The following is an 11,716-nucleotide window of genomic DNA, read 5'->3' on the forward strand; positions in this document are numbered from 1 at the left end:
CGCAAGTCTTGTGCCGCTTGCGTTGCAGCGACGGTGATGCGTATTTTGGGAGCAATCTGAAGCAGGGGAGAATCGGCATGTTCAGGCTGGAAGATCTGACCTTATTTGTCCGCGCCGCGGCGCTGGGCAGTTTTAGCGACGCGGCGCGCGAGGCCGGGCAGCAGCCGGCGCAGGTCAGCGCGGCGATTAAGCGTCTGGAGACGATCCTCAATATTCGCCTGTTTGCCCGTTCGACCCGCAGCCTGCGCCTGACGCCGGAGGGGGAGACCTGGCTGCCCTACGCCACCCAGATGCTCGATACCCTCGAGGCCGGTCTGCAGAAGATCCAGACCCCGGACGATGAAGTTCGCGGCATGTTGCAGATTGCCGTGCCGTCGGACCTCGGGCGTAACCTGCTCCTGACCCTGTTCCGCGATTTCCGCCAACGCCACCCGGCGCTGCGCCTGCGGCTGCTCTTTTCCGATCAGCTGACCGACGTGTTTAAAGATCCGGTGGACGTTGCGTTTCGCTATGGCAATAACGACGATGCCTCGTTTATCTCGCTGCCGGTGGCGCCGGAAAATCGTCGGGTGCTGGTGGCCTCGCCTGAGTGGATAGCCCGCCATGGCGAACCGCAGACCCTCGAGGAACTCAGCCAGCACAATGCGTTGATCTACATTTTGCGCGGCCGTCCGTTCGACCGCTGGTCGCTGAGCCTCGACGGCGTGGTTCAGCAGCAGAAGGTTTCCGGCACGGTGATGAGCGACGACGCCGAGGTGATCCGTCGGCTGGCGATCGCCGGGGAGGGCATTGCCTATAAATCGATGCTCGACGTCAGCGACGATCTGCGGGCGGGGCGCCTGCGGCGCCTGCTGCCGCGTTATCAGGGGGATGTGGTGCCGTTGAATCTGATTTGTCCGCATCGCAAACAGCTCTCTGCCGCGGTGCGTTTGTTATATGAAGAGGTGAAATCACATTGTGAAGGGCTTAATGCCTGACTAAGGTCGCGAAGTAATACACCAGCGGGACGGCCAATACCCACAGGCCAATCGGGATCTCCCGCCACTTACCGGCGATAGCCTTGATCACAATGTAAAACAGCAGCCCGCCGGCAATCCCGGTGCCAAAGCTGTTGGCGATAAGGGTGATCATCACCATCATCAGCACCGGCAGCCCGTCGGTGAAGTTGGCAAGATCCACTTTGCGCAGGCCGCTGAACATGTTCAGGCCAATCAGGATCAGCGCCGGGGCGGTGGCTTCTTTCGGGATCATCAACGCCACCGGCGTGAACAGCAGCATCAGCAGGAACATTACCGCCGCCGACAGGGCGGTGAGGCCGGTTTTGCCGCCCGCTTCCGCTGCCGCCGAAGATTCAATCAGCGCCGTCGCCGCCGGAATGCCCACCCACGGGCCGAGCGCGGCGGCAATCGAATCGACCATGAACGGGCGATTAATCTGCGGCATGTTGCCTTCTTCATCCAGCAGACCCGCCTCGCCGCCCACCGCCAGCGTTGTCCCCATGGTGGAGAAAAACTCAGATGCGAAAAAGACGAACAGGAACGGCAGGAAGGCGATGTTTAACGCCCCCAGCAGGTCAACCTGTCCCAGCACCGGCGCCAGCGAGTGGGGGGCATCGATAAAATGCGTCGGCAGTTTAGTCACGCCGAACGGGATACCCACCAGGGTAGCGCACAGAATGGCCCACAAAATGGCGCCCGGTACCTTACGCGCCTGCAGGGCTATCGCCAGGAACAGGCCGCACAGCGCCACCAGCGCGCCGGGGGCGAGAAAGTCGCCGAGCATCAGGGCGTTGGTTTTCGCATTGGCCAGCACCAGTCCGGCATTGCGAAAACCGAGCACGGCGACAAACAGGCCGATGGAGGCCGTCAATCCCAGCTTGATCGACTGCGGCACCGAGCGGGTGACCACTTCGCGCAGGCCAAAGCGGGTCAGCAGGAAGAAGAGGATCCCCGACCAGCAGGCAATTCCGAGGCCAGTCTGCCAGCCAATCCCTTCGCTACCGGCCAGCGTCACCCCCACCAGCACCGAGCCGCCAATGCCCGGGCCGACGATAAACGGCAGGTTGGCATAAAACGCCATCAGCAGCGAGCCGACGACGAAGACCAGAATGGTGCCGGTGGTGGCGGCGCCTTTATCCATCCCGCCGATCGCCAGCAGCCCCGGGATAACCACCAGTAAATAGGCGGCGGCGAGGAAACCGGTGATCCCGGCCAGGCATTCGGTGCGTAGCGTGCCGCCGCGCGAGCGCAGCGCAAAGCGGCGCTCCAGCCAGTTAGCGCGGGCGGAAGAGTGAAGTGTGTTATCGGTCATGCTCAGGCTCCCTGAGGATTATTGTTGTGATCGGTTGGCTCCGGGATCTCCCGGCAGGCTATCAACGGGTCGACTATCTGGCGGCTGCCGCCGTCGGTCAGACCCAAATCGGTTAAATGCGGCCCGGCGTTACAGGCAAGGCAGGTGCCTTCAATGGCCTTGAAGACCCGGTACGGCGGCTCCCAGTCGGCGACTTGGCTGCTCAGATCGCGCAGCTCGCGAAACTGACGCGCCAGTTCCGCGGCCGGGAGATCCGACAGCATGCCGGCAATCGGCATCGCCACATGGGCAAGGATCTCGCCCTGTTGCGCCAGCGCCATCCCGCCGCCGGAGGCGATAAGCTGGTTGGCCGCCAGCGCCATATCATTAGCGTCGCGCCCGAGCACCACCAGATTATGCGAGTCGTGGGAGTAGCTGGTGGCGATGGCGCCGCGCAGCTCACCCCAGCCTTCAAGCAGGGCGATTTGCGGCGTCGCCTGATGGCGGCCGTGGCGGTGCTTGACCCAGATCAGACTGAAGCCGGCGGGTAGCTGGACTTTCCCGTCACGAACCTGCACTTCCACTTCGCCCCACTGGGTGAAGCGCGCGCCGCGGATATGGCGCAGGCGGGCGATGCCGTGACGAATGCCCTGGACGCGCAGAATAAAGTCATCGGCGCGGAGGGGGGCGATCTGCAAAGTATCGCGCGGCGGCGTGACGCCCGCGGCGGGCGCGATCGGTGTCAGCAGGTTGCCCGCGCGGGCCAGCAGCTTACCGCCAACGTAGACTTCGCGGGCCACCAGTTTCTCCAGGGAATCAAACACCACCAGATCGGCGCGCCGCCCGGCGGCAATCAGCCCAAGATCGTGGCGCTGCAGGCGAATAGCGGCGTTGAGGGTGGCGAATCGCAGCGCATCGACCGCCGGTAAACCGTGCTCGATCAGCAGGTTAAGCAGGGCGATGATCCCGCCTTTCTCCAGCAGCATATCCGGCGGCACGTCATCGGTGCAGACGGTGATCTGCGAGGAGAGGTGCGGCAGCGTTTTTAACGCCGCGACGATATCCGGCAGCAGATAGGGGTGCGAGCCGCGGATCTCGATCGTCAGCCCGGCGCGCAGTTTTTCCAGCGCGTCGTCCGCCGAGGTCAGTTCATGATCGGAGGTGACGCCGGCGGCGAGGTAGGCCTGCAGGTCAGCGCCGCTCAGGCCGCGGGCGTGGCCTTCAATCAGTTTGCCGCTGTTGAGACCGGCCTGGACAATCTCCTGCATCCGCTCGCTACCGTGCAGCACGCCGTGCATATCCATCACCTCCGCCACGCCGCGCACTTCCGGCCAGCCGAGCATGGTCTCCATCTCCGCGCCGGCAAAATCGGCGCCGGACATTTCGAGACCCGGCGTGGAGGGGACGCTGGACGGGGCGGCGACCATCACCTGCAGCGGCAGATGGCGGCTGGCGTCCACCGCATAGCGCACGCCAGCGACGCCGAGGACGTTGGCCAGCTCATGCGGATCCCAGAACACTGCGGTGGTGCCCTGGGTGAGAACGATTTCCGCATAGCGCTCCGGCGGCAGGTGCGAGCTTTCGAGGTGCACGTGGGTGTCCATCAGGCCGGGGGACAGGTAGCCACCGGCCAGGGAACGCACTTCATGGGCGTCTTCGCGACTGCCGCGCGGGTGGACGCTGGCGATCATCTCGCCGACGATACCGACGTCAGCGGGGCGAATTTCGCCCGTGGCCATATCGACGATCTGCGCATCGATCAGCAGCAGATCAAACGGGGATTCACCGCGCGCGGCCTGCACGGTGCGACGGCGGACTTGAGCATTGCTGGACATAACCACTCCGGCACAAGGATAATGCGGATACTCTAGGGGCACAGCAAACGTTTGCCCAGATGAATAAATTTATCACCCGATAAGCTCGGGTTATTGTGCAGGACCACCGTAGCGAACCCGATGATGAACGAACCTTGGCAGCGGCTGCCCGCGCTCTCTCTTAAACAGCTTCAGTATTTCGTCACCCTGGCCCAGCTACGCCATTTTACCGATACCGCCAGTCGGCTGGCGATTAGCCAGCCGGCGCTGAGCAGCGCCCTGCGGCAGATTGAAACGGTACTCGGCGGTAAGCTGGTCAACCGTACCGCTGCGACGGTCACTCTGACTGAACTGGGGGCGGCGATTTTACCCCACGCCCAGCGGATCCTCAGCGTGGCGCAGGCGGCCTTTTCCGATATGCAGCAGATTGTCGAGGCGGGCGGCGACGGGACTGTGCGCATCGGTCTGGTGCCGTCGGTCAGTTCGCTGCTGTTCCCATTGCTGCCGCAGACCCTGGCCCAGGCCTTTCCGCGTCTGCGCATTGAATTTCACGATCAGACCAACGATGCGCTTATCCAGGCGCTGCTGCGCGGCGAGATTGATTTCGGTATCGGGGCGATCGACAGCTCAGTGCCTGCTGAACTGCTGGTCTATCCGCTGCGCGAAGATCCCTTTGTGGCGGTGCTGCACCGCGACGATCCGCTGGCCGCGCAGGCGCACTTGCCGTGGAAGCAGCTGGTGGGGCGGGATATTGCCGTCTTCTCGAAGGGCACTATTCAACGGCTGGTGGCGGCATTAGTGGAGAGCCATCGCCTGACGCTGACCACCCGCTACCAGGTGGACTATATCGAAACCCTGTATGGCCTGGTGCGCTCGCGCTTAGCGGTGGCCATTCTGCCGGCGCTGTACACCACCCATCTGCAGGACCCGGCGCTCCAGGTCGCCCAGTTGCAGCAGCCGGCGCTGACCCGTACGGTGGCCCTGATGCGCGGCCCGCAGGCGCTGCCCCCGCTTATTGAAGACTGTTTTTCTCTGCTGCAGGCCGCCTTGCGCTAGGGCAGGTGCTTGATCAGTACGTCCAGGTTTAAGTGGTTGATGTACTCCAGCGAGTGTGAGGAGAGGACGCCCAGCAGCCGGTTATGGTGCCCGGCAATAATTAAATCGATCTGCCGCTGCCGAACGCAGGTTTCCACGTCTTCAAACCGGCGGGTGGTCACCAGCGAGAGGGTATCCACCGGCAGGGAGACGGTGCAGGCCAGCTCGTTGAGCAGGGCCTTGGCCTGGATCACCTCCTGCGAGACCCGATCGTCGCGCAGGCTGTCGGAAACATAGTTCAGCGCCCGGTAATCGGTGCTGATGTGGGCGATGGTGATGCGCATGCCGTTCTCTTCTGCCATTCTGGCGGCATGCTGGAGCAGCGGGACGCCGTCCTGACTGCTGTTAATCAGTACCAGCGCATGGTGATAAACGGCCATGGCGTATATCCTCGGTAGGCTAAATAGCGCATGATGTCATTATTTTCCGCCCGCCAGCAGCGGAATGCAATCCCGTCCGGTTGCCTGATGAGCATGATGGCCGCGAAGGTGTCGTATCCAGGGCTAAAGGCTTGTTGTATGAACCGGTGAGTTGCGGTAAATTCCACAACGCTTAACAATTTCACTATTTTGACTCGGGGTGCCCTTCTTCGTTGAAGGCTGAGAAATACCCGTACCACCTGATCTGGATAATGCCAGCGTAGGGAAGTCAGAGACCGCAGGGTCATTGCTTCTACCTCGTCTGGCGGGAGCAAACTATGCCTGAGCTGTTGAATCCCGCGCCTGTCGCGCACCTGCGCCATCTGCTGCGCGCCCATTCCCCCCTTGTGCACTGCATGACTAATGACGTGGTGCAGACCTTTACCGCCAATGTTCTGCTGGCCGTCGGCGCCTCGCCGGCGATGGTGATCGATCCCCGCGAAGCGGCGCAGTTTGCCGCTATCGCCGATGCGCTGTTAATTAACGTCGGTACCCTGACCGAAGATCGCGCCGTGGCGATGCGCGCCGCGGTGGAGCACGCCCGTCAGGCCGGCAAGCCCTGGACGCTGGATCCGGTGGCGGTCGGCGCCCTGACCGTGCGCACTGCCTTTTGTCACGAGCTGCTGGCCCTCCAGCCGGCGGCCATTCGCGGCAATGCCTCTGAAATTCTGGCGCTGGCCGGGATGAGCGCCGGTGGGCGCGGGGTAGATACCACCGATACGGCCGCTGCGGCGCTGCCGGCGGCCCAGGCGCTGGCTCGTCGGCTGGCTACCGTGGTGGCGGTCACTGGCGAGGTGGACTACGTCACCGACGGCGAGCGGGTGCTCAGCGTGGCGGGGGGCAATCCGCTGATGACCCGGGTGGTGGGCACCGGCTGCGCGCTGTCGGCGGTGGTGGCGGCGAGCGCGGCGCTGCCGGGAGACCGGCTGGAAAACGTGGCCGCCGCCTGCGGGCTGATGAAGCAGGCCGGGGCGATCGCCGCCCGTCAGGGAGGCCCAGGCAGCTTTATTCCGGCGTTTCTCGACGCGCTGTATCAGGAGGTGCAGGGATGAAACGCATCAACGCCCTGACCATCGCCGGCACCGATCCCAGCGGCGGGGCCGGTATCCAGGCCGATCTGAAAACCTTCTCCGCGCTGGGGGCCTATGGCTGCTCGGCGATCACCGCCCTGGTGGCGCAGAATACCCGCGGCGTACAGTCGGTCTATCGCATCGAACCGGATTTTGTGGCCGCGCAGCTCGACTCGGTGTTCAGCGATGTGCGTATCGATACCACCAAAATCGGCATGCTGGCGGAGACCGATATTGTGGAAGCCGTGGCCGAGCGGCTGGCGCGCTACCGGGTGGCCAACGTGGTGCTGGATACCGTCATGCTGGCGAAAAGCGGCGATCCGCTGCTGTCGGCTTCGGCGGTGGAGACCCTGCGTCAACGATTGTTGCCGCAGGTGTCATTGATCACCCCCAATCTGCCGGAAGCGGCCGCGCTACTCGATGCTCCCCATGCGCGTAACGAACGGGAAATGCTGGAGCAGGGGCGGGCGCTGCTGGCGCTGGGCTGCGGCGCGGTATTGATGAAGGGCGGCCATCTCGACGATGCCGAAAGCCCGGACTGGCTCTTCACCCGCGAAGGGGAACAGCGGTTCACCGCGCCGCGAGTGCAGACCAAAAATACCCACGGCACCGGCTGTACGCTCTCCGCCGCGCTGGCGGCGCTGCGCCCGCGTCACGCGGACTGGGCGGCCACCGTTATCGAGGCGAAGGCCTGGCTGTCGGCGGCTCTGGCGCAGGCCGACTCTCTGGAGGTGGGCCACGGTATCGGGCCGGTGCACCATTTCCACGCCTGGTGGTAAATGGCAGCGCAACGGGACAGCAGAATCTCCTGAAAAAATGGCCCCCCGGCTGGAAAATAGCCTAAGTCGGTACCAGGCTTAACCTGCCCAAAAAAATTGGGTTGGGATAATGCACGCCGGCTTCGGCCGGCCTTACGGGAGATTGCTATGACTGATATTACGCAGTTGCTGGGCAAAGATGCCGAGAGCCTGTTGCAGCACCGTTGTATAACCATTCCGTCCGACCAGCTGTATCTGCCTGGCGCAGATTATGTTGATCGGGTGATGGTGGATAACAACCGACCACCGGCGGTGCTACGCAATATGCAGACCCTGTACAATACCGGACGCCTGGGGGGAACCGGCTACCTTTCCATTCTGCCGGTTGACCAGGGCGTGGAGCACTCGGCGGGCGCGTCCTTTGCCGCCAACCCGCTGTACTTTGATCCGAAAAATATCGTCGAGCTGGCGATCGAAGCCGGCTGTAACTGCGTGGCGTCGACCTACGGCGTGCTGGCCTCGGTGTCGCGCCGCTACGCGCATCGCATCCCTTTCCTGGTGAAGCTCAACCATAACGAAACGCTGAGCTACCCCACCGAATACGACCAGACCCTCTACGCCAGCGTTGAGCAGGCGTTCAATATGGGGGCGGTGGCCGTGGGAGCGACGATCTATTTCGGCTCAGAACAATCGCGTCGTCAGATAGAAGAGATTTCCGCCGCCTTTGAGCGGGCCCATGAGCTGGGCCTGGTCACCGTGCTGTGGGCCTATCTGCGCAATTCGGGGTTCAAGAAAGACGGCGTCGACTATCATGTTTCCGCTGACCTGACCGGTCAGGCCAACCACCTGGCGGCTACCATCGGCGCCGATATCGTTAAGCAAAAGATGGCGGAGAATAACGGCGGCTACAAAGCGGTTAACTTCGGCTATACCGACGATCGGGTGTACAGCAAACTGACCAGCGATAACCCCATCGATCTGGTGCGCTACCAGCTGGCCAACTGCTATATGGGCCGCGCCGGGCTGATCAACTCCGGCGGCGCGGCGGGCGGGGAGACCGACCTTGCCGACGCGGTGCGCACGGCGGTGATCAATAAACGCGCCGGCGGCATGGGGCTGATCCTGGGCCGCAAAGCGTTTAAGAAATCGATGGCCGACGGCGTGAAGCTGATCAATGCCGTGCAGGATGTTTATCTGGATGGCAAAGTGACTATCGCATAAGGCAAAAATCCGGGCGGCACCGCCCGGATTGCGCATTGTTTGTACCAGATGCGGTTTATTAAGACTCTGCCGCGTTGGCGGTAAACGGTTTCGCATGCTGATCGCTGGTAAAGCTAGGCTGTTCAACGCGGATTAACGGGCACAGGAAGAAGGCCAGAATATATAAGGCGGTATAGGCTATTACCACGCCGATAGTGCTGAAGTAGGGCAGCAGTACCACGGCAATCGCCGGCGCCAGAAAGTTCGACAGCCCGGCTGACAGGTTATAGACCGAAATCGCCGCGCCTTTATGGTTCGGCTCCAGCGCCGGGAACACCGCCGCCATCGGCACAAACGCGGCGACAAAAATCCCCAGGGCAATAGCCGGTACCAGCGCCATGGCAAAATTATGGCCGAAGTGCTGGGGCAGGTAATAGAACGCCAGGCTGGAAAGCGCCATCCCGATGCAGCCGAACCAGCGGATAACCTTCATCCAGCCCATTTTCTCCGCCACAATCCCCCAGAAAACGTTCGAAAAGATAGTAGTGAAGAAGAATGCCGCCCATACCTGCAGCCATTCCGAGGTGGTAAATCCCAGCTCATCAACAAACATCATCGGCATGATCACCGCAAAACCAAACAGCGACAGGGTGTTGATAATGCGCACAATGCTCGAGAACAGAATGCTGCGGTTGGTATAGAGCAGCGTCGCCGCGCGCCCCAGTTCGGCGAGTTTTTCACGAGTGGTCAGGTTCTGCATATGGCGCGGCGTTTCGGTATGACGCATCGACACCAACGCAATAATGCCGCCGGTGGCGCAAAAGAGCAGCGCCAGCCACAGGGTGCCCATTTCGCCAATGTGGGGAATGGTAAAGCTCGGAATATAGCTGCCGAACACGCCGATACCCACCGAGTAGACCGCCCAGAACCAGCCCAGCGCGGAGCTGGAACTGTCGCTGCGGACGTTGTGGATAATGGCGACGATAAAGGAGTAGAGGAACAGCGGGTAGGCCAGGCCGCGGATGCCATAAAACAGCAGGATCAGCGCATAGTTGGCGCGACCGAGGCCGAAGACGAGGAACAGTACGTGGAATACACACCACAGCACGAAGCCAATCAGCATGGCCTTGCGTGGGGTAATGATTTCCGCCACCACGCCGGAGACCCACGCCGACAGGGCGGCAGCCAGACCGTAGAGAGTAAAGGCAAAGGAAGCCTGCGCCGGGGTGAATCCGAGTGCTTTGATGTAGTGCGACAGAAAAGCCAGCTCAAAGCCGTCGCCGGTCATAAACACGGCGATGGCGACATATCCCCAGATGAGGTTGAGCGGTAGACCGTACCACTGTTTGTTATTAACGGACATGTTGACCTCGATTTCAGAGTGCAGATGAGTGTCTCCGCTGCACAGCAGCGGAGCATTATTGTTATAAAATAAGGAGGTATGTTATTCGCGAATCAGCCTGCCGGCCTGTTGTAGCGCCTTATAGGCCGCATACCTGCGCTGATGAAGCGGGCTAAACGCCGTCTCGCTGTGATAGGTGGCATCCACCTGAGTAAACTGCTTCATGGCCTCCGGCAGCGAAGCCGCGACTCTGCCCGCCACCGCGCCGAGGATGGCGGAACCTAACAGCACCGGCTCGCGGCTGGCGGTGCTCACGATGCTAACGCCGCAGGCGTCGGCCAACAGCTGACGCACCAGCGGATGCTGCCCGGCTCCGCCGCTGATGACGATATTTTCACTCTCAATTCCGCAGGCGCGCTGGGCGTCAATGATCTGTCGCAGACCATAGCCAATCCCGCATAAGCCGGCAACGTACAGCGCGGTCAGGTTATCCAGGTCCCGCTCCATCCCCAGCCCGGCAATCAGCGCTTTCGCGTGGGGATCGGCAAGCGGCGCGCGATTACCGAGAAACTCCGGAACGACGTGCAGACCGGCGGCCAGCGTTACCGCTTCAGAAGGCGAAGCAACTTGCGTCAGAACGCGATCCGCCAGCCAGACCGGTAGAGGGACGCCTGCGGCTTTCGCTTGCTCGCGCGCTTCCGCCGCCGCCGGATGGAAGCTCAGCAGCTGGTCGATAGCCGCGCCGGCGGCGCTTTGCCCGCCTTCACTTAGCCAGTAGCCCGGCACCATCGCCGAATAGTAAGGGCCCCAGACGCCCGGGACGAATACCGCTTCCTGAGTGGTGGTCATGGTGCAGGAAGAAGTGCCGAAGACATAGGCCATATTGTTGACCGCGCCGTTAAGCACGCCGACGGTACCGATGCCGCCCGCGTGGGCGTCAATCATCCCCACCGCCACCGGCGTGCCGATCGGCAGGCCCATCTCCTCTGCCGCCGTGGCGCAAAGGCCGTCGCCGCAGGGGGTGCCTGGATCGACAATCCGCTGGCCGATGCGGACAAAATCTTCATCCGCCAGCTCTTCGAGGCCAATCTGGCGGAAGTAACCGGCATCCCAGCGTTGTTCATGCGCCAGATAGGTCCATTTACAGGTCACCGTGCAGACCGAGCGGGCTTCATCGCCGGTTGAGCGCCAGGTGAGGTAATCGGCGAGGTCGAAGAAGTGGCGCGCCTGCTGATAGATGTGCGGGCGATTCTCCTTCAGCCACAAAATTTTCGGCGTTTGCATCTCCGGCGAGATTTTGCCGCCAACGTACCGCAGTACCGGGTGGCCCGTGGCATTGATCTTTTCCGCCTGCCCGGTGGCGCGATGATCCATCCAGACAATAATGTTGCGGTCCGCATCGTCCGAAGGCCCGACCGCCAGCGGCGCATCGTTATCGCCAATCACCACCAGCGAGCAGGTGGCATCGAAGCCGATCCCGGCTATCGACGACGGCGAAACGCCGGCGTTGGCCACCGCCGTTTTAATGCAGTAGCACACCGCCTGCCAGATCTCACGGCTCGACTGCTCGACCTTATTTCCGGCGCTGCGAAACAGGGTTATTTCCCGGGTCGCGTGGGCGAGGAGCTCGCCCCGTAGATTGAATATCCCGGCGCGCACGCTGCCCGAACCGACATCCACGCCAATAATGTTTTGCGTATCGTTTTGCATCACATCCTCTCACAGGTTG

At 62.2% G+C, this 11,716-nt stretch carries 10 protein-coding genes and 1 riboswitch; of the genes, 5 read left to right on the plus strand and 5 right to left on the minus strand.

Going from position 1 to position 11,716, the window contains the following annotated elements; genetic code table 11:
* The first annotated feature begins 77 nt into the window (after positions 1-77).
* On the plus strand, positions 78-977 hold the full coding sequence (locus tag DR88_RS05145; RefSeq protein ID WP_004149074.1) for a LysR family transcriptional regulator: 900 nt from the start codon (positions 78-80) through the stop codon (positions 975-977).
* Here the strand turns inward: DR88_RS05145 and DR88_RS05140 are convergent.
* Together DR88_RS05140 and DR88_RS05135 are read right to left on the minus strand one after the other, a co-directional pair.
* Complete coding sequence (locus DR88_RS05140; protein WP_004149072.1) at positions 967-2,310, minus strand: NCS2 family permease; 1,344 nt, start codon at positions 2,308-2,310, stop codon at positions 967-969. The genes DR88_RS05145 and DR88_RS05140 overlap by 11 nt on opposite strands.
* A 2-nt stretch (positions 2,311-2,312) precedes the next feature.
* Positions 2,313-4,124, minus strand: a complete 1,812-nt coding sequence (locus tag DR88_RS05135) for an adenine deaminase (RefSeq protein WP_032443979.1) — start codon at positions 4,122-4,124, stop codon at positions 2,313-2,315.
* Between the two features lie 120 nt (positions 4,125-4,244).
* Here DR88_RS05135 and DR88_RS05130 point away from each other — a divergent pair, with 120 nt between their 5' ends.
* Positions 4,245-5,159, plus strand: a complete 915-nt coding sequence (locus tag DR88_RS05130; RefSeq protein ID WP_004149070.1) for a LysR family transcriptional regulator — start codon at positions 4,245-4,247, stop codon at positions 5,157-5,159.
* Here the strand turns inward: DR88_RS05130 and DR88_RS05125 are convergent.
* Entirely contained in the window at positions 5,156-5,578 is a 423-nt protein-coding gene (locus tag DR88_RS05125) for a universal stress protein (protein ID WP_004151130.1), read from the minus strand. The genes DR88_RS05130 and DR88_RS05125 overlap by 4 nt on opposite strands.
* Before the next feature lie 185 nt (positions 5,579-5,763).
* Positions 5,764-5,861, plus strand: a riboswitch (TPP riboswitch).
* Between the two features lie 34 nt (positions 5,862-5,895).
* Between DR88_RS05125 and thiM the strand changes: the two genes are divergently transcribed.
* From thiM to fbaB, 3 genes are all read left to right on the plus strand, one after another.
* The gene (gene thiM, locus DR88_RS05120) at positions 5,896-6,669 is read left to right on the plus strand and encodes a hydroxyethylthiazole kinase (RefSeq protein ID WP_015875043.1); all 774 of its coding nucleotides are present in this window, start codon (positions 5,896-5,898) and stop codon (positions 6,667-6,669) included.
* On the plus strand, positions 6,666-7,466 hold the full coding sequence (gene thiD, locus DR88_RS05115; protein ID WP_002912707.1) for a bifunctional hydroxymethylpyrimidine kinase/phosphomethylpyrimidine kinase: 801 nt from the start codon (positions 6,666-6,668) through the stop codon (positions 7,464-7,466). Before thiM ends, thiD begins: the two co-directional genes overlap by 4 nt.
* 147 nt (positions 7,467-7,613) lie before the next feature.
* On the plus strand, positions 7,614-8,666 hold the full coding sequence (fbaB, locus tag DR88_RS05110; RefSeq protein ID WP_004149069.1) for a class I fructose-bisphosphate aldolase: 1,053 nt from the start codon (positions 7,614-7,616) through the stop codon (positions 8,664-8,666).
* A 58-nt stretch (positions 8,667-8,724) separates the two neighbouring features.
* Here fbaB and DR88_RS05105 read toward each other — a convergent pair whose 3' ends face one another.
* A complete protein-coding gene (locus DR88_RS05105; protein ID WP_004149068.1) occupies positions 8,725-10,008 on the minus strand; it encodes an RbtT/DalT/CsbX family MFS transporter in 1,284 nt (427 codons plus the stop codon).
* A gap of 81 nt (positions 10,009-10,089) precedes the next feature.
* Positions 10,090-11,697 (minus strand): FGGY-family carbohydrate kinase, encoded by a 1,608-nt coding sequence (locus DR88_RS05100; protein ID WP_004149067.1) that lies wholly within the window; start codon positions 11,695-11,697, stop codon positions 10,090-10,092.
* Positions 11,698-11,716 lie beyond the last annotated feature (19 nt).

The organism is Klebsiella pneumoniae (assembly GCF_000742135.1).
GTDB classification, from domain to species: Bacteria; Pseudomonadota; Gammaproteobacteria; order Enterobacterales; family Enterobacteriaceae; genus Klebsiella; species Klebsiella pneumoniae.

Coding starts and splice junctions, on each gene's coding strand:
- DR88_RS05145 (WP_004149074.1), top strand. CDS start 78: ATGTTCAGGCTGGAAGATCTGACCTTATTTGTCCGCGCCGCGGCGCTG.
- DR88_RS05140 (WP_004149072.1), bottom strand. CDS start 2,310: ATGACCGATAACACACTTCACTCTTCCGCCCGCGCTAACTGGCTGGAG.
- DR88_RS05135 (WP_032443979.1), bottom strand. CDS start 4,124: ATGTCCAGCAATGCTCAAGTCCGCCGTCGCACCGTGCAGGCCGCGCGC.
- DR88_RS05130 (WP_004149070.1), top strand. CDS start 4,245: ATGATGAACGAACCTTGGCAGCGGCTGCCCGCGCTCTCTCTTAAACAG.
- DR88_RS05125 (WP_004151130.1), bottom strand. CDS start 5,578: ATGGCCGTTTATCACCATGCGCTGGTACTGATTAACAGCAGTCAGGAC.
- thiM (WP_015875043.1), top strand. CDS start 5,896: ATGCCTGAGCTGTTGAATCCCGCGCCTGTCGCGCACCTGCGCCATCTG.
- thiD (WP_002912707.1), top strand. CDS start 6,666: ATGAAACGCATCAACGCCCTGACCATCGCCGGCACCGATCCCAGCGGC.
- fbaB (WP_004149069.1), top strand. CDS start 7,614: ATGACTGATATTACGCAGTTGCTGGGCAAAGATGCCGAGAGCCTGTTG.
- DR88_RS05105 (WP_004149068.1), bottom strand. CDS start 10,008: ATGTCCGTTAATAACAAACAGTGGTACGGTCTACCGCTCAACCTCATC.
- DR88_RS05100 (WP_004149067.1), bottom strand. CDS start 11,697: ATGCAAAACGATACGCAAAACATTATTGGCGTGGATGTCGGTTCGGGC.